Annotated in this window: 12 protein-coding genes; 1 reads left to right on the top strand and 11 read right to left on the bottom strand. The window is 70.6% G+C overall.

Annotated elements, in window-relative coordinates; all coding sequences use genetic code 11:
* Positions 1–14: 14 nt before the first annotated feature.
* Positions 15–1,376, bottom strand: coding sequence for a glycoside hydrolase family 5 protein (locus ACZ601_RS21440; protein WP_469540236.1), 1,362 nt, complete (start codon positions 1,374–1,376; stop codon positions 15–17).
* Positions 1,377–1,733: 357 nt separating this feature from the next.
* Between ACZ601_RS21440 and ACZ601_RS21435 the strand changes: the two genes are divergently transcribed.
* The gene (locus tag ACZ601_RS21435) at positions 1,734–3,848 is read left to right on the top strand and encodes an MGH1-like glycoside hydrolase domain-containing protein (RefSeq protein WP_469540233.1); all 2,115 of its coding nucleotides are present in this window, start codon (positions 1,734–1,736) and stop codon (positions 3,846–3,848) included.
* A gap of 70 nt (positions 3,849–3,918) precedes the next feature.
* Here the strand turns inward: ACZ601_RS21435 and ACZ601_RS21430 are convergent, their stop codons facing one another.
* From ACZ601_RS21430 to infC, 10 genes are all read right to left on the bottom strand, one after another.
* Positions 3,919–6,696 (bottom strand): CDP-glycerol glycerophosphotransferase family protein, encoded by a 2,778-nt coding sequence (locus ACZ601_RS21430; RefSeq protein WP_469540230.1) that lies wholly within the window; start codon positions 6,694–6,696, stop codon positions 3,919–3,921.
* Between the two features lie 800 nt (positions 6,697–7,496).
* Entirely contained in the window at positions 7,497–8,027 is a 531-nt protein-coding gene (locus ACZ601_RS21425; RefSeq protein WP_073737434.1) for an NUDIX domain-containing protein, read from the bottom strand.
* A gap of 51 nt (positions 8,028–8,078) precedes the next feature.
* On the bottom strand, positions 8,079–9,419 hold the full coding sequence (locus ACZ601_RS21420) for a transcriptional regulator (RefSeq protein ID WP_469540228.1): 1,341 nt from the start codon (positions 9,417–9,419) through the stop codon (positions 8,079–8,081).
* Between the two features lie 430 nt (positions 9,420–9,849).
* Positions 9,850–12,399, bottom strand: coding sequence for a phenylalanine--tRNA ligase subunit beta (gene pheT, locus ACZ601_RS21415; RefSeq protein WP_469540226.1), 2,550 nt, complete (start codon positions 12,397–12,399; stop codon positions 9,850–9,852).
* Positions 12,399–13,526, bottom strand: coding sequence for a phenylalanine--tRNA ligase subunit alpha (pheS, locus tag ACZ601_RS21410; RefSeq protein ID WP_073737431.1), 1,128 nt, complete (start codon positions 13,524–13,526; stop codon positions 12,399–12,401). The genes pheT and pheS overlap by 1 nt, the downstream gene beginning before the upstream one ends.
* Positions 13,527–13,649: 123 nt before the next feature.
* Positions 13,650–14,783, bottom strand: coding sequence for a sensor histidine kinase (locus tag ACZ601_RS21405; RefSeq protein ID WP_469540223.1), 1,134 nt, complete (start codon positions 14,781–14,783; stop codon positions 13,650–13,652).
* Positions 14,784–14,895: 112 nt separating this feature from the next.
* The gene (locus ACZ601_RS21400; protein ID WP_469540220.1) at positions 14,896–15,738 is read right to left on the bottom strand and encodes a TrmH family RNA methyltransferase; all 843 of its coding nucleotides are present in this window, start codon (positions 15,736–15,738) and stop codon (positions 14,896–14,898) included.
* 130 nt (positions 15,739–15,868) lie between these two features.
* Positions 15,869–16,252 carry a 50S ribosomal protein L20 gene (rplT, locus tag ACZ601_RS21395; protein ID WP_073737428.1) on the bottom strand — a complete coding sequence of 128 codons (384 nt, stop codon included), beginning with the start codon at positions 16,250–16,252 and terminating at the stop codon, positions 15,869–15,871.
* A 107-nt stretch (positions 16,253–16,359) separates the two neighbouring features.
* Complete coding sequence (rpmI, locus tag ACZ601_RS21390; protein ID WP_003970213.1) at positions 16,360–16,554, bottom strand: 50S ribosomal protein L35; 195 nt, start codon at positions 16,552–16,554, stop codon at positions 16,360–16,362.
* A 120-nt stretch (positions 16,555–16,674) separates the two neighbouring features.
* Positions 16,675–17,388 carry a translation initiation factor IF-3 gene (gene infC / locus ACZ601_RS21385; RefSeq protein ID WP_311306680.1) on the bottom strand — a complete coding sequence of 238 codons (714 nt, stop codon included), beginning with the start codon at positions 17,386–17,388 and terminating at the stop codon, positions 16,675–16,677.
* Positions 17,389–17,499 lie beyond the last annotated feature (111 nt).

Below are 17,499 nucleotides of genomic sequence, written 5' to 3'. Positions count from 1 at the left end.
GCACGGCCCGCAGGTCAGCCGGACCCGTACAGGTCCGAGAGGCTGATGCCGGTGGTGGCGCCCTCGCCGCCGAGCGGGACCTGGTGGTCGAGGCTGACGAACTTGCCGTCCTCCTGCCACAGGGCCGGCTTCAGCAGGGCGTACTTCGCCTCGTCCCAGGTGGTCCAGTCGTTGTTCAGGAGGCCACCGGTGTCGCCGGAGTTCGGGTTGAGGCACCAGAAGGTCTGGCTGATCCGGTTCTCCACGATCAGGTCGCGCAGCGCCTTCATCCACTTCTCGTTGGGGCCGTTGTCGAGGAAGCCGCCCCATTCACCGATGAGCAGGGGAGCGGTGTTGTTCTTGTGCAGGTAGAGCCAGTTGGGGTCCCAGACGTCGCGCTCCAGGGTCGTGCGGTCCCACGTGCCCTGGAACCACGGCTGCTGGAAGACGAGCGGCCCGTAGTCGTGCGGGGAGTAGACCAGCTGGTCCTGCTGGTCGCCGAGGTCCACCGGGTGCTCGGCCGCCCCCCGGAGGTTTCCGCCCCACCAGTCGTAGTGGTAGTCCGCCTCCGCGGTGGAGCTCCAGTCCGTGCCGTTCTTCGGATAGACCTCGATGCCCTCGCAGAGGATCAGCACCTTGGGGTTGACCGCCAGGATGCGCTTGCCGGCGGTCTCACAGGCGTACTTGAAGTTGTCCTGGTCGGTGGAGCCGTCCCACTTGGCGCGCGGGCTCTCGGACTGCTTGCCGTGCGGCTCGTTCTTGATGTCCATCGCCACGAGGGTGTCGTCGTCCTTGTAGCGGTCGGTGACCCATTCCCAGGCGGAGTAGAACTGCTCGGTGGTGATCGAGCCCTTCCACCACACCGGGTGGATGTGCCCCGCGTTGTCGGCCTCGGCGCTGTGGACGTCCAGCAGCACCTTGATGCCGTACTTCCGGGCCGTCGCGAGGAAGGCGTCGAAGACCTCCAGCGTGGTCCTGTCCTTCAGTTCGGGGTTGGCCCAGGTGTTGACCGCGCTGGGGACGGCCGCCTGGCCGTTCTTCCACTCCAGGAGCAGCTGGGTGGAGATGGGCACGCGGACGAGGTTGATGCCGCGCTCGGCCATCTGCTGGGTGACGGTGTCCAGGTTGGCCGACCACAGCCCGTGGAAGACCCGTTCGGTGGCGTTGAAGCCGAACCAGTTGGCCCCGGTCAGCCAGACCTGGTGCCCGTCCTCGTCCACGATCCGGTTTCCGTCGGTATGCAGCCAGTCGTCCCCTGCCGCTGCCCGGGAGGAGGTGGCGGGGGCGGGCGTGGGGGCCGCTTCGGCCGCGACCGGACCGCAGAGTGCGAACAGCGTCGCCGTGGCGGTAGCGACCGCCGCGGCCACGCCGAGGCGTTTCCTTCTGAACGAGGTCATGCGTCTGGCTCCTTCGGGTGGGAGCGCTCCCAATGTGCCACGGACCCTGCGTCCGCGAAGGGGGCATCGGGATCTTCGGGCAACACCTGTGAGGGCCCCCGGCCGGACGGAGACGGTGCACGGTGCCGGCCGGGGCGGTGCCCGCGTTCGGAACCGTGGCACCGCGCCGCAGGGCGTGTCAACGCTTTCGTCATTGTTTCGTGACCCCCGCCCAAGAGCACCACGACGACCCGGCTTTGCGATTGTCACCACCCTTGCAGGGTGGCCGAGTTGGCTTATATAACGTTGTAAATATGGCCTCTGGACACGCCGCCCGGATGCCTGGAAACCAGCGCCGAACCCGCCCAGGAGACGACCATGACGCTTCGTTCCGCCCGCTCCGACGACGCGACGGAGACCCCGGCAGCCGGTGCCACCCGGCGTCAGGTGTGCCGTGACGCCGCCCTGATGGGAATCGCGGCCGGCTCGCTCACCCTCCCCGTGGCGGGAACCGCTGCGGCGGCCCCGGCCGCCCCCTCGCACCGCGCGCCCCGGCCTCCGCTCGACGTGCGGTCCCTCGCCCAACGGCGGTACGGGGCGGACGCCGACTGGTACGCCGCGAACATCCCGTTCGTCGACCTCCCCGACGACACCGTCCAGGACACGTACTACTACCGCTGGGAGGCGTTCAAGAAGCACCTGCGCTCCACGGCCGACGGCATGCTCATCACGGAGTTCCTGCCCTCCGTCTCGTGGGAGGGCGCCAACTCGACCATCAGCGCGGCCGTCGGGCACCACATCCACGAGGCGCGCTGGCTGCGCGACCGCACCTACGTCGAGGACACGCTTGACTGGTGGCTCGGGGGCGGCGGGGCCCTGCGCCAGTACACCTCCTGGATCGGTGAGGCGGTGTGGGCGGACTACGAGGTGAGTGCCGACAGCCGGATACCGCTCCGCCATCTCGACGCGCTCCGGGCCGATCTCGCCGCCTGGGAACCGCATTACGACCAGGACATGGCGCTCTACTGGATCGCTCCGGTCAACGACGCCACCGAGTTCACGACCAGCGGCCTCGACGTGGGCGACGGCTGGGCCGGGGAGGCGTTCCGGCCGACCCTGAACAGCTACCTGTTCGCCGGCCACCGCGCGGTGGGCCGGATCGCCGGGCTGGCCGGGGACCGCGCGCTGGCGACAGCACACGCCGCGCGGGCGGAAAAGCTGCGGGCACGGGTGCAGGAGGCCCTGTGGAACCCGGAGTTCGGGCACTTCACGGACCGGTTCGGTCCGCAGTACCCGGAGCGCCGGTCCGGCTTCGTCAGCGGCCCCGAACTGGCCGGGTTCGTCCCGTGGTACTTCGGCCTTCCCGACGCGCGGTTCGACGGGGCGTGGCGCTCCCTCACCGACCCCGGCGCGTTCGCCGGGCCGCACGGGCTGCGGACGATCCTGCCCTCCTCGCCGTACTACCTGGTCCAGCACCGCACGCCCGGCAGCAGTCCGGGCGAGTGCGAATGGAACGGGCCGTCCTGGCCGTTCCAGACGAGCCAGGTGCTCACCGCGATGGCCTGGCTGCTCGACGAGCGGCGCCGCTCCCCCGTCGGCCCGGACGACTACGCGGCGCTGCTGCACCAGTACGCCGCCCAGCAGCGCAAGGACCGGCGCCCCTACGTCGCGGAGAACCTCGACCCGGACACCGGCGAGTGGATCGCGGACTTCCCGGACCGCAGCGAGCACTACAACCACTCGACCTTCGCCGACCTGGTCCTGTCGGGTCTCCTGGGGCTGCGCCCGTCGGCGGACGAGACACTGCGGGTGCGGCCGCTCGTGCCTCGTTCATGGGACCACTTCGCACTTCAGAACGTTTCCTACCACGGCCGCGACGTGAGCGTCGTCTACGACCGGGACGGCAGCCACTACCGGCTGGGCGTCCGGGGACTGTGCGTCTGGGTGGACGGCCGGCTCGTGGCGTCGGGGCGTCCGGTGTCGGGGACGACGGTGGATCTGCGCTCCGCTCCGGTGCGGCGTCCCGAGCCGCTCGCCAACCGTGCCTTCAACCACAAGGGGGAGGGCTTCCCGCAGGCCACCGCGTCCTCCTCGGGTGACGGCACCCGGCCGGCGGCCGCGGTGGACGGCCGTGTCTGGTTCGACCGCGCACCGGCCAACCGCTGGGTGTCCGAGTCCGACGGCGCCCGGTCCGTGGAGTTCACGGTGACGACGGCCACCGAGGTCACCGTGGACCGGGCGCGGATCCACTACTACGACGAGGGGCCGGGCTCCGGCATCCGGGTACCCGCCGGCCACCGCCTCCAGTACCGGGACGGCGACCGCTGGCACGACGTACGGACGAGCCCCGGATCCGACCGCGCGCCGGCCCCGAACACGGCGACCTCCCTGCGGTTCGCGCCGGTCACCTCGGACCGGTTCCGCCTGGTCCTGACGGCCGCCAAGGGGTGCCGCGTCGCGCTCGCCGACCTCGAACTCCTCGGCACCCGGTGACAGGCTGAGGGGTGCGGCACAGGGCCACCCGCTGGTGGCCCTGTGCGCCCGGCCGCGGCCAGGCCGTCGCTCAGGCGCCGGCCGGGGGTGCGGCCTGCGGTCCTGCGACGAGCATGCGGTCCACGACCCGCGCCGTCGCGAGACCGTCCCCGGGCTCGCAGAAGTCCCTCCTGAACCGCACGTACTTCTCCAGGTACTCCGCTTCGACGGCATCGACGTCGCGCACGGCCTTGACCAGCTCTTCCGAGGTCTTCAGCAGCGGGCCGGGCGCCCGGGTGGTGAAGTCGAAGTACAAGCCGCGCAGCGAGTCCCGGTAGTGCTCCAGGTCATAGGTGAAGAACAGCATCGGCTTACCCGAGTGCGCGAAGTCGAAGAGCGCGGAGGAGTAGTCGGTGATCAGGACATCGGCGACGAGGTACAAATCGGCGATGTCCGGGTAGCGGGTGACGTCCCACACGAAGCCCCGGCCCGCGCCCGGTACGTTGTCGTGCACCCTGGGGTGCTTGCGGAAGAGCAGCACATGGTCGTGCCCGAGTTCGGCCTGGGCCGCGGCAAGATCGATCCGCAGATCGAGTTTGTACAGATTGCTCGCGTGCTTCTGGTCCTCCCGCCAGGTGGGGGCGTAGAGCACCACCTTCTTGCCCTCGGGCAGGCCGAGCCGCTCCCTGACCCGCGCGGCCCGCGCGTCACGGTCGGGAGCGTGGAAGACGTCGTTGCGCGGATAGCCGGTTTCGAGCAGGTCGCCTTCGATGGAGTACGCCCTGCGCATGATCTCCGTGGTGTACGCGTTCGGCGACACCACGAAGTCGAACTGCCGATAGCTGTGCGGCAGACCGGCGATGTAGGACGGGCTCGACTGCGGAGAGCCGAGCAGGTCCTTGCCGATCTTCTTCAGCGGCGTGCCGTGCCAGGTCTGTACGACCCGTTGCCCGGGGCGGGTGAGGAACCAGTCGCCTATCGCCGAGTTGACGACGACGTAGCGGCTGCGTGCCAGTGCCTCGTACCACGCGCGGCTGCCCCAGCCCACCACACGCGCTTCCGACGGCATCTCGGGCAGCCCCGCGTCCTGGGTCCAGATGTGCTCAAGGCCGGCCCCCCGGCGGACCAGTTCCTCGTAGACCGACCGAGGGGAGTCCGAGAACTGCTTGCCCCCGAGGCTGATGTAGAGGACCGAGTCGCGCAGGGGAAGTTCGCGCTGCTCGTGATAGTACGTTTCGCGCAGTATGCGCTGCTGGTAGGCGCCGTGCTCATCGGGGCCGAGCAGCCGCTCCGGCTCGATGAAGATGCGGTCGAAGTAGCGGCGGTCCACGGAGTAGGCACGCTGCGGGCCGCTCAAGGACATGGGCAGCTCGTGCACCTGCTCCGGACGCAGGGTCACCGGGACGTCCCCGGACTTGTCCCAGGCGTCCGCGTCGCGGAAGAACAGGTACCAGCGGCCGGGGCACAGGGGAAGCTCGGGACCGTGCGTCTGGGGGGCCGCCTCGGGCTTGATCCGAAGTGTGAACCGCCCGTCGGTGAGCTCGACCGGCAGCTCCTTCTCCTCGAAGCGGACGCCGTGCCGCAGGATGAACTTCTTCCCGGCCGACTCCTCACCGGGATACGTGCCCTCAAGCACCAGCTCCCCCGGCCCCGTCACGGTCATCGCGTCGACGACGGGCCGTACGGCTCGCGTTGCCAGCATCAGCCTGCCGGGCCCGTCGCGGTGGACGGCCAGCTCGCGGCCGGGGCCGAGCCCGTGCCTTGAGGTCGTGAAGCCCTCGGCGAGGGGGGCCTCCTGGGCCCGCCCGTCATCCCCGCGCAAGGTCACTTTGAATTGCCGGGTCCTGGTTCCCGGCAGGTCGTTCTCGGCCAGCTGGGCAAGGCTGAAGACCGCTTGGTGGTGCTGGAACGCGTCCGGGGAACCGGACAGCGGAGTGAGCGGGCTGTCGAGCCTGTCGTCGCCTTCGACGATGCGCACGGCGGTGGGGACCTCGGCGCCGCTCCGCGCCCTGGTGACGACTCGCAGTTCGCCGTCCGCGACGGTGCAGGACTCGACCTCCACAGCGGGCTGCCGCACCGTGATGCTCACGGCGTTCTTGATGAAGCCGACCACGAGATGTGAGCCGTCCGCCAGATGACGGACCTGGTTGTGCCCGGCCGTGCCCGCGTCGCGCTGGCGCACCCGGGCGCCGTAGGTCCCGCCCGGTCCCGGTATCCCGATGTAGAGAAACCACTGGCCGGCACCGAGCTTGGCGAGCTCGTTCAGCCGACGAGCGGGGACGACGACTTCGAAGCCCGACTGGTCGTAGCAGTGCAGCGCCTGTCCGGAGGCGGCGGTGGCCTGCTGGCTGACGGTGCGGCGCATGCGCAGTTTGATGCGGCGGCCGGTCTCGCCGTGCTCCAGCACCGCGAACCGGCCGATGGCGCGGCCCGATGAGCGCGGCAGGTTCGCGACAAACGCGTACCCTCCCCACACCAGATCGTCGCCGCGCCAGTCGACCGAGGTGAGCTGCGCCGTCACCGGCAGGTCGCGAGGCTTGAGCGCGGTTATCCGTTCGGGCAGCGCGAGGCTCCGCATCCCCGGCAGCACCAGGCGCGGGCGCCGGACGCCTGCCACGAGAAAGGCGCCCGGGTCCCTGCGCTGGCTCCGGACCACCTCGACAAGATCATCGGCACGCCCCTCGGCAGCGAGGTACCAGATGACGCGCGCAGCCGGACGGAGGGCGGTGAGCGCCCCCTCGCCGTGGGTGTCGAGCAGTTCCCGCGCCGTGGCACTCAACTCTTCGCGCTCGGCCTGCGAGCTCTCGGGGAAGAAGCGCAAGATCCTCTGCACTCTTGCCGATGCGAGATCGACGAGAGACTGCGCCATGAATAACGCCCTTCTTCCATGTGGCAGTTGACTTCAAGCCGTCATGCGTTGACCGAGTCTGCCTGCGATTGATGCGGATTTATCGTACGCAACCAATGAGGGGCACTTGCCGGAGTTGCGCGCCATCGGCCGGGCCCGGAGGCGAGGGTATCCGCAGCCCGGGAGACGTAAAGCCCCCGTACCGTCAACATCAAACATATTGTCGGCATTGCGCATCCCGAACGCTTTGAGTGCGTTTCGCTCCGATTTGCCTGAGCGGTTCGCGGCAGGGTGGGCGTTCACGGCGGCTGCGGGCACCTGCAATTGTGGACAGTTGTACGGATCTTGTAAAAAATTTCTGTGATGTAAATGACACTCTTCTGGACCGAAGGGGCGATTTAAGGCCTGGTTCACTTCCCCTTGGCTTGGCTGTCATGCATCCAGTTTCAGGCTTTCTTCCTGAAAGATGCGATATGTCCAAACTTCACGCGCGCCGCCAGGTCGGCATTCCTGGCACTGCAAATCCCCAAGGCGCAGGCCGATGGCACATCCATTGATATCGAAGTGCCGACAGGCGCATTCACCCGCTACGGCGCCAATAACGAACCATTCCCATAGCGCGTCGGGTTGAGGAAAGGCGCCCTCCTCTTCTGACGCCGGCCGATTGCGTACGACGCCCTCACGGAACTCGACGCCGTACGGCGGCTCCTTCTTGGACCCATGAATCCAGGACCCCACAAATCCCGGCTTCCCCCGCCGCTCCGGTGCGAGGGGCCGGCGGGCCCCTCGCACCGGAGCGGGCCGGCTCGGCCCAGCCGCGATCAGCCCAGCCGTAAGTGGTGCAGCATCATCAGCCCGGCCGCCATGCCCGCGGCCGGGACCTCACCGCGGGCGATCATGTCGGGCACCAGCTTGAGCGGTATCCACTCGCGGCGCGAGGACTCGAAGGCGTCGCAGGGCTCGCCGGTCCATTCGGCCTGCTCGCCCCAGTAGAAGTGGTGCCGGGCGTCGGTGAGACCGTTCGACGGCTCCACGGTCAGCAGCGGGCGCAGCGGTCCGGGGCGCCAGCCGGTCTCCTCCTCCATCTCCCGCGCGGCCGCCGCCGCGAGGCCCTCACCGTCCTCGACGACGCCCGCGGCGAGTTCCCAGCCCCAGCTGTCGGTGATGAACCGGTGCCGCCACAGGAGCAGCACCTCGTTCGCCTCGTTGACGACAGTGGCGGCGGCGACGGGGCGGAGCCGGATGACGTAGTGGTCGAGATGGTCGCCGTCCGGGAGGACGACATCAGCCAGATTGACCCGGAACCAGCGATTCTCGTACACAGTCTGTTCGTTCAGGTTCGTCCACTGCACAGTTCTGCCACCTTCTGACTAGTAGGTGGCCATATCGCAGCAGACCTGCGCTCACAGTGGTACGCGCAGCGATCCGTCGATCAGCTCCGCGGCCCGTTCCGCCTCCGCGCTGCCGCTCATCACCAGGTGCTCGCGAACGGAGCGCAGCCGGTCGCGCAGCCGCTGCGACTCCATGCCCCTGGCACGGTCCGCCATCTCCGAGGCCGTGACCGCCGCCCGGTCGGCCTCGCCCTGCCGCAGCTCGATGGTGGTCAGCATGGCCAGCCGGTGCACCCGGCCCCGGTCGTGCGCGGGCGTGCGCACCGCTGCCACCGCGTGCTCCCTGGCGGCGGGCAGGTCTCCGAGGCTCAGCAGCGCCTCCGCCACCTGGACGTTGACCAGTCCCGGCTGTACGTACCCCGTCTCGTCCGGCTCCTGGCCCGGCCGGATGCGCTCGGCCTCCGACTCGGCGCGCCGGATGGACTTCAGCGCGCTGCCGCCGTCGCCGAGATGGGCGTACGCCTTGGCCTGCATCGCGTGCAGATCGGCCGCGAGCGCGGGGGTGATGTCACGTCCGGCGGCCCGCAGCGCCGCCTCCGCGAACGCGACGGACTGCCGGTAGTCGGCCAGGAACAGCGACTGGTTGACCAGCATCGCGATCACATAGCCGCCCAGCCCCCGGTCCCCGCTCGCCTTGGCCAGCCGCAGCGCCTGGTGGAAGTAGCGCTGGGCGAGCCCGTGCGCGTCGGAGTCGTAGGCGCAGATGCCCGCGACGGCCACCAGCCCGCCCGTCGCCCGGTGCAGCTGACGCCCCATCGCGTCGCTGTAGCCACCGCGCAGCAGCGGGGCGGCCTCGGTGTTGAGGAAGCCGACGATGCGTGAACGCGTCGCGATACCGCCCGCCCTGCGGTACATGAGTTCGTAGTGGGCGCGGGCGGCGCGCAGTGTCGCTATGTCGGCCATGCCGACCCGGCTCGTACCGGCACGGGAGACGTCCGCGTCCTCCGGCGGGTTCTCCCACTCCCACACGGGCATCACCGCGGTGGTCCCGGTGACGGCCGGGGCGGCGACGACGTGCGGGCGCTGCTGTTCGTCGGAGCGCCACAGCGCGGTGGCCCGTTCGACGAACCCGGTGAGCGAGGACCCCTGCCCCGGAGCGCGTCCGTCGTGGGCCGCCATGCCGATGTCGTCGAGCGAGACGGCCCTGCGCAGGCGGGAGCCGAGCACTTCGCAGATCAGGTCCGGCACCTGGCCGCGCGGGCGCTGGCCCTTCAGCCAGCGGGCGACGGCGGTGTGTTCGTACCGCAGGCACAGGCCCCGGCCGCGGCCGGCCCGGTTGACGTGCGCGGCGAGCCCGGCCCGGGAGACACCCGCCTCATCGATCAGAGCCTCTAGCAGAGTGTTGGGCTCCATTGCCCCCATTGCCCCCTCCGGTGGGTCGGCACGCCAGGACGTGTCGCCCCAGTGGAGCACGATTCACACGGGGTGTGAACGGAATGCCCGAACCGTCCCGCTGCGCACGCTGTTGCGCGGACCCGCGAATGGCTTGACTGAGTCCCTCGCAAGAGGCGGCCGGGTCGTCTGCTCCCCCTCGTACAGCACGACGACCCACACCCGCGCCGTCCGCTCTGCCGACCTGCCCGACACTCCGCGGCAGAGCGGACGGCGCCGGATCGCACGACCCACTGCCCACTGATCGGAGGGTGGCCGCGGGTCGGCCGGGCGCCGGGTTCCCCCGGACCCGGTCGGGGCCCGTGTGCGGTCCCCCGCCTCCGGGCGAGCACACAGGAGGGGCGTGTCCGGTGGCCGGACACGCCCCTCCTCCGCCTGTGCGCCTGAGCCGTTACGCGCCGCGCAGCACCGCGCCCGTGCGCTCGGCGGCCAGCGCCACCGCGGCGTCCCGGGCGGCGGTGGCCTCGTCGACGGTCAGCGTGCGGTCGGCGGCACGGAACCGCAGCGCGTACGCCAGGGACTTGCGGCCCCCGCCGATCTGCTCACCCGTGAAGACGTCGAACAGCCGCAGCGATTCGAGGAGTTCGCCCGCGCCCTCGCGCAGCGCCCGCTCCACCTCTGCGGCGGGCACGTCCTGCTCCACGACCAGCGCGACGTCCTGGGTCGCCACCGGGAAGGTGGAGATCCTGGGCGCCTGGAGCGCGCCGTCCACGGCCTGCTCCAGGACGTCGAGCTCGACCTCCATGGCGCAGGTGCGCTCGGGCAGGTGGAGCTCCTTGATGACGCGCGGGTGCAGCTCACCGGCGTGCCCGAACAGGGTCTCCTCGCCGTTGACCGTCACGTACAGCGCGGCGCAGCGGCCCGGGTGCCACGGCGCGTGCTGCCCGGCGCGGATCGTGAGCTCGACACCGGCCTCACGGGCGATGGTGCGGGCTGCCTCGACGGAGTCCGCCCAGTCGGCCGGGCGGCCCTTGCCCCACCAGCCGGCCTGCTCGCGGGCGCCTGCGAGGACGACCGCGGCGCGGCGCGGCTGACGCGGGAGCGCCGCGTTCAGCGAGGCGATCTCCTCGTCGGTGGGGCGCCGGTCGACGGGGAGCCGGACAGGCTTGGTCTCCTGGCCTGTCAGTGGGGTCTCCCCTGCTCGAACGGAGCTGAGAGCTTGGGGAATGAAGACGAGACCGGTCTCGAAGAGCGCGAGGTCGTGGCTGCCCCGGCCGTCGTTGCGCCGCAGTGCGCCGAGGAGGCCCGGCAGCAGCGTGGTGCGCAGCGACGGCTCCTCGTCGGAGAGCGGGTTGACGAGCCTGACCGTGCGGCGGCGGTCGTCGGCCGCGTCCAGGCCCAGCTGGTCCAGGACCGCTTCACCGGTGAAGGGGTAGTTCAGCGCCTCGACATAGCCCGCGCCCGCGAGGGCCCGGCCGACGCGGCGGTGCAGCCGCTGGCGGTCGGTGAGGCCTCGGCCGGAGGGCGGCGTGGGGAGCGTGGACGGGAGGTTCTCGTAACCCTCCAGCCGGATGACCTCCTCCGCCAGGTCGTTCGGCTCGTTCAGGTCGGGCCGCCAGGGCGGCGCGGTGACGAGCAGTTCGTCCTGTCCGTAGACGTCGCAGCCGACCTCCTGGAGGCGGCGTACGACGGTCTCGCGGCCGTAGGCGACACCGGCCACCCTGTCCGGGTGGTCGGCCGCCATCGTGATGGTGCGCGGGCCGGACGGGGCGGTCACCTCGGTGACCCCCGCCTCCGCGGTGCCACCGGCGAGCAGCACCAGCAGGTCCACGGTGCGCTGCGCGGCAGCGGCGGCGGCCTGCGGGTCGACGCCGCGCTCGAAGCGCTTGGACGCCTCTGAGGCCAGCTTGTGGCGGCGCGCGGTGCGGGCGATCGAGATCGCGTCGAAGTGCGCGGCCTCGATGACGACCTCGGTGGTGCGGGTGTCCTCCTCCGCGTCCGCGATCTCGGTGTTGGCCCCGCCCATGACACCGGCCAGGCCGATCGGCCCGCGGTTGTCGGTGATGACGAGGTCGGCCGGGTCCAGGACCCGGACGGCGCCGTCGAGGGTGGTGAGCTTCTCGCCCCGCTCGGCGCGGCGCACCCCGATCGGGCCGTCGATCCGGGTCCGGTCGTAGGCGTGCAGCGGCTGGCCGAGTTCGAGCATCACGTAGTTGGTGACGTCGACCGCGAGCGAGATCGGCCGCATCCCGGCCTTCTGGAGCCGGCGCCGCAGCCAGATCGGGGAGCGGGCCTCGGGCTGCAGGCCGACCACGGTGCGCGCGGTGAAGCGGGAGCAGCCGATCGGGTCCGCGACCTGGACCGGGTAGCCGTACGCGTTCGGCGCGGGCACGTCCAGGAGGGCCGGGTCGCGCAGCGGCAGACCGTAGGCGATGGCGGTCTCACGGGCGACGCCGCGCATCGACAGGCAGTAGCCCCGGTCGGGGGTGACGGCGATGTCGAGGACCTCGTCGACGAGCTGGAGCAGCTCGATCGCGTCGGTACCGACCTCGTGCTCCGGCGGCAGCACGATGATGCCGCCGCTGCCGTCGTCGCCCATGCCCAGCTCGTCGCCGGAGCAGATCATGCCGTGCGAGGTCTTGCCGTACGTCTTGCGCGAGGCGATCGCGAAGTCGCCGGGCAGGACCGCGCCGGGGAGGACCACGACGACCTTGTCGCCGACGGCGAAGTTACGGGCGCCGCAGACGATCTCCTGCGGCTCACCGGTGCCGTTGGCGGAGCCGACGTCCACCGTGCAGAAGCGGATGGGCTTCTTGAAGCCCTCCAGCTCCTCGATGGTGAGCACCTTTCCGACGACCAGCGGGCCCTTGAGGCCGGCGCCGGTCTGCTCGACCGTCTCGACCTCAAGGCCGACGGCGACGAGCTTGGCCTGTACGTCACGGCCGGTCTCGGTGGCAGGCAGGTCGACGTACTCCCGCAGCCAGGAAAGCGGGACGCGCATCAGATCTCCATCCCGAAGGGCCGGGTGAACCGGACGTCGCCTTCGACCATGTCTCGCATGTCTTCTACGTTGTGGCGGAACATCAGCATCCGCTCGATGCCGAACCCGAAGGCGAATCCGCTGTACTTCTGGGGGTCGACGCCGCAGGCGATGAGCACCTTCGGGTTGACCATGCCGCAGCCGCCGAGCTCGATCCAGCCCTCGCTGCCGCAGGTGCGGCAGGGGCGGTCCGGGTTGCCGACGGACTCGCCGCGGCAGACGTAGCAGACCATGTCCATCTCGGCGGACGGCTCGGTGAACGGGAAGAAGTTCGGCCGCAGCCGGGTCTTCATGTCCGGGCCGAAGAGCGCCTGGACCATGTGGTCGAGGGTGCCCTTGAGGTCGGCCATGGTGAGGCCCTCGTCGACGGCGAGCAGCTCGATCTGGTGGAAGACCGGGGTGTGCGTCGCATCCAGCTCGTCGGTCCGGTAGACCCGGCCGGGGCAGACGACGTAGACGGGGGGCTCGCGGTCGAGCAGCGTGCGGGCCTGGACCGGCGAGGTGTGGGTGCGCAGGACGACACCGGACTCGTCGTTCTTCGCGCCGTCGGCACCCTCGACGAAGAAGGTGTCCTGCATCTGCCGGGCCGGGTGGTCGGGCACGAAGTTCAGGGCGTCGAAGTTGAACCACTCGGCCTCGGCCTCCGGGCCCTCCGCGACCTCGTAGCCCATGGCCACGAAGACGTCGGCGACGCGCTCCATGATCGTCGTCAGCGGGTGGCGGGCGCCGGCCGGGGTGCGGTCGTAGGGCAGCGTGACGTCCACCGCCTCCTCGACCAGGACCCGGGCGTCCCGCTCGGCCTCCAGCTCCGCCTGGCGGGCGGCGAGCGCCCGGCCCACGGCGGCGCGGGCCTGGCCCACGCGCTTGCCCGCCTCGGCCTTGGCCTGCGGCGGCAGCGCGCCGATCTCGCGGTTGGCGAGGGACAGGGGCGAGGTACCACCGGTGTGCGCGGTCTTCGCCTGGGCGAGCGCGTCGAGGTCGCCCGCGGCGGCGAAGGCGGCGAGCGCCTCGTCCCGGATGCGCTCGATCTCTTCCGGTTTCAGTGCCTCGACCTCGACTGGGTCGTACGACTTGTTCGGTGCCGACATCTCTTCCCGTACTTCCGATTGGCTGGTGGCGCGACCCCGCTCGACGACTGGAGGACGCAAAGGTGCCAATGGTCGAGTCTAAGGGCCACAAGGTGTGGGAGGCGCCCGCGGGCCGCCCGGCCCCTACTTCATGTAGGCCGGCGTGCTCACGGGCAGGATAAATCGGAATTCGGCGCCGCCGCCGGGGCCGCGGCCGACGGTGATCGTGCCGCCGTGCGCCTCGACGATGCCTTTGACGATGTAGAGGCCCAGGCCCGTGCCACCGCGCTTGCTGCCCCGCCAGAAGCGGGTGAAGACGCGGCCCATCGACTCCTCGGGGATGCCGGTGCCTTCGTCGCTCACGGTGACGGCCGTTCCCTTCTCGTCGCTCTTGGCCGGTGCGGGTGCCACCTCGATGGTGACGGTTCCCTCGCCGTGGCGCACCGCGTTTTCCAGCAGGTTGCCCAGCACCTGGTCGACCTTGTCCGGGTCGGCCCAGACAGCGGGCAGCGGCTGGCAGGTGCGGACGAGGAAACGGTCCGGCGCCTGGCCGTTCGCGGTGAGCGCCTGGATGTGGCGCTCCACGGCCGCCGAGAGGTCCACGGGCTGGCGGCGCAGCTCCAGCCGGCCCGAGTCGATCCGGGAGATGTCGAGCAGCTCCGTGATGAGCCGGGTGACGCGGTTGGCGTCGGCGTAGACCGTCTCCAGCATCAGCCGCTTCTGGTCGTCGGTGAACCGCTCCCATTTCGCCAGCAGCGTGGCGGTGAACCCCTTGACGGAGGTCAGCGGCGAGCGCAGCTCGTGTGCGACGGTGGCGATCAGCTCGGCGTGGCTGCGCTCGGTACGGCGGCGGGCCTCGGTGCCGCGCAGGCTGACCACCAGCCGTCGGACGGGCCCGGTGGGGCTCTCGCGTACGTAGCGTGCGGAGACGAGGACCTCACGGCCGCCGGGCAGCAGCAGATTCCGTTCGGGCTGGCCGACCCGGGTGGCGAGGCCGCCGTAGGGGTCGGTCAGCTCCCACCAGCGGCGGCCCTTGAGGTCCTCCAGCGGCAGCGCGTGCTCCAGCGGGCGGCCGAGGGCGGCGGCCCTGGGCATGGCGGTGATCCGTGCGGCGGCGGCGTTGAAGCAGATCACCCGGCCGGTCTCGTCCGCGACGACGAGCCCGTCGGGAAGGTCGTCGGGGTCCAGCCCCGGACCGGCGGGGCCGGCGTCCGGGTCCGCGTCCACGCGCACGTGGGCCGCGTCCGTCGCCTGCCGTCCACTCATGCCGACAGCCATATTCCCGTACCCCACCTCTCGAACCGGTGCAGTGGGCCCCCGAGTTCGTCACCCTACTAGTCGTCGGTGACGGAGCGACACCCTGCGTCGCTCCGAGAGACGACCGGCCGGGTCAGCCCGCGCTGCGGGGCGGGCGCTGGGCGCGCGCGGAGGCGTACAGGCAGACGGCGGCGGCGGTGGCGAGGTTGAGGCTCTCCGCCTTGCCGTGGATCGGCACCCGCACCACGGCGTCGGCCAGCGCCCGGGTCTCCTCCGGCAGGCCCCAGGCCTCGTTGCCGAAGACCCAGGCGGTGGGGCCGCCCATGGTGCCCGCGTCGAGTTCGTCGTCGAGGTCGTCCTCGCCCGCGCCGTCGGCGGCCAGGATCCGCGAGCCCGCGTCCCGCAGCCCCTGTACGGCCTGCTCGACGGGCACCCCGACGGCCACCGGCAGGTGGAAGAGCGAACCCACGGACGCGCGCACCGACTTGGGGTTGTAGAGGTCGACCGAGGCGTCGGTGAGGATCACGGCGTCGGCGCCCGCCGCGTCGGCGCAGCGCAGCACCGTACCGGCGTTCCCGGGGTCCCGGACGTTCGCCAGGACGGCGACGAGCTTCGGCCGCGCGGCGAGGACCGACTCGAACGGCGAGTCGAGGAAGCGGCAGACGCCGATCAGGCCCTGCGGGGTCACGGTCTGCGAGACGTCGGCGAGCACCTCGCTGTCGGCCAGGTGCACCCGTGCGCCCGCCGCGAGGGCCGCGTCGATGATGGCCTCGTACCGTTCGGCTGCCTCTGCGGTGGCGAACAGCTCGACCAGGGTCGCCTCACCGTCGCCGCCCCGGTGGGCCGCGGCCTCGCGCACGGCCTGCGGCCCCTCGGCGATGAACCTGCGCTCCTTGCCGCGGAAGTTGCGCCTGGCCAGCCGCCGGGCGGCGGCGACCCGTGGCGATCGCGGGGAGATCAGTTCAGGGATGCCCATGATCGGCGGCGAGCCTCTCTGCGTACGAAGGTGCGGGTCGTGACAGGTGGTGACGGGGGTGCAACGCACCGGACCCGCAGACGACGAGCGCCTGCGGGTCCGGCTCAATACCAGGAAGTGCGGCCCTGAATCAGGCGGCCTTCGGGGCGTTGACGTCGCTCGGGAGGGCCTTCTGGGCCACCTCGACGAGGGTCGCGAACGCGTTGGCGTCGTTCACCGCGAGCTCGGCCAGGATCTTGCGGTCCACCTCGATGTTGGCGGCCTTCAGACCCTGGATGAGGCGGTTGTACGTCATGCCGTTCTGGCGGGCAGCGGCGTTGATGCGCTGGATCCACAGCTGACGGAAGTCGCCCTTGCGCTTCTTGCGGTCGTTGTAGTTGTAGACCAGGGAGTGGGTGACCTGCTCCTTGGCCTTGCGGTACAGGCGCGAGCGCTGACCGCGGTAGCCGCTGGCGGCTTCGAGAATTGCCCGGCGCTTCTTGTGGGCGTTGACTGCCCGCTTGACGCGTGCCACTTGTTAACTCCTTGTAGCGGGGCCGTGGTCGTACTCACACGGCCCGGAAACGAATTGGTCCCGGTCGGATCGAGGGCGCGCCCCCGGATTCACCGGGGGCGACGGCCTCACTTGCCGAGAAGCTTCTTGATCTTCTTGGCGTCGGCCGGAGCCACGACGACCGTGCCGGTCAGCGAGCGGGTCTTCTTGGACGACTTGTGCTCAAGAAGGTGGCGCTTGCCGGCCCTCTCGCGGAGCACCTTGCCGGAGCCGGTGATCTTGAAGCGCTTGCTGGCACCGCTGTGCGTCTTGTTCTTCGGCATCGCGCCGTTCTCTCCTCGTCAGTGGCGCCCCTCCCGGTGCGGGCACCGGGCCGCAGGGGCGTCAGGTCTTGATGGGATTCCGGGGGGACCCGGGGGCGCCTGGATGGCGACCCCCGAAGGTCACGCCTCGGAAGGTGTCTCGGCCGGAGCCTCTGAGGACGCCTCGGCCGGAGCCTCGGCAGCCTCGTCCGCGGACTCGGCGTCGTCGGGGGCGTACCCCTGGCGCTCCGCCTTGCGGGCGGCCTGGGCCTCGCGGGCCTCGGCCATGGCTTCGGTCTTCTTCTTGTGCGGGCCAAGAACCATGATCATGTTCCGGCCGTCCTGCTTCGGGTTGGACTCGATGAAGCCGAGTTCCTCCACGTCCGAAGCGAGACGCTGGAGCAGTCGGAAGCCCAGCTCGGGGCGGGACTGCTCACGACCACGGAACATGATCGTGATCTTGACCTTGTCACCCTGCTTGAGGAACCGGACGACGTGACCCTTCTTGGTGTCATAGTCGTGCGGGTCGATCTTCGGCCGGAGCTTCATCTCCTTGATGACCGTGTGCGCCTGGTTCTTGCGCGCCTCACGGGCCTTCATGGCCGACTCGTACTTGAACTTCCCGTAGTCCATGAGCTTGCACACGGGCGGACGGGCGGTAGCCGCCACCTCGACCAGGTCGAGGTCGTACTCCTGTGCAAGTTCCAGGGCCTTGGCAAGCGGGACAATCCCGACCTGCTCGCCGCTGGGACCGACAAGTCGCACCTCGGGTACGCGAATCCGGTCGTTGATGCGGGGCTCGGCGCTGATGGATCCTCCTCGGTAGCACCACGCGGCCGCCTGGCGGACAGCCACGTAACGTCTGTTTCGACAGACCAACCGTTGCGGAGGCAAGAAAAATGCCCCGGACGGGACACAGGCGGGGCTCCTGGAAAACCGGAGCACCGTCGCGGTCAACCGCGGGGC

The sequence above is a fragment of the Streptomyces sp. NPDC104307 genome, assembly GCF_055584045.1.
The sequence above is the reverse complement of the archived record's forward strand: the minus strand, read 5'-3'. Positions and strand labels throughout refer to the sequence as shown.

Coding starts and splice junctions, on each gene's coding strand:
- pheT (WP_469540226.1), bottom strand. CDS start 12,399: ATGCGCGTCCCGCTTTCCTGGCTGCGGGAGTACGTCGACCTGCCTGCC.
- ACZ601_RS21420 (WP_469540228.1), bottom strand. CDS start 9,419: ATGGAGCCCAACACTCTGCTAGAGGCTCTGATCGATGAGGCGGGTGTC.
- ACZ601_RS21435 (WP_469540233.1), top strand. CDS start 1,734: ATGACGCTTCGTTCCGCCCGCTCCGACGACGCGACGGAGACCCCGGCA.
- rpmI (WP_003970213.1), bottom strand. CDS start 16,554: ATGCCGAAGAACAAGACGCACAGCGGTGCCAGCAAGCGCTTCAAGATC.
- ACZ601_RS21400 (WP_469540220.1), bottom strand. CDS start 15,738: ATGGGCATCCCTGAACTGATCTCCCCGCGATCGCCACGGGTCGCCGCC.
- pheS (WP_073737431.1), bottom strand. CDS start 13,526: ATGTCGGCACCGAACAAGTCGTACGACCCAGTCGAGGTCGAGGCACTG.
- ACZ601_RS21405 (WP_469540223.1), bottom strand. CDS start 14,783: ATGGCTGTCGGCATGAGTGGACGGCAGGCGACGGACGCGGCCCACGTG.
- ACZ601_RS21440 (WP_469540236.1), bottom strand. CDS start 1,376: ATGACCTCGTTCAGAAGGAAACGCCTCGGCGTGGCCGCGGCGGTCGCT.
- ACZ601_RS21430 (WP_469540230.1), bottom strand. CDS start 6,696: ATGGCGCAGTCTCTCGTCGATCTCGCATCGGCAAGAGTGCAGAGGATC.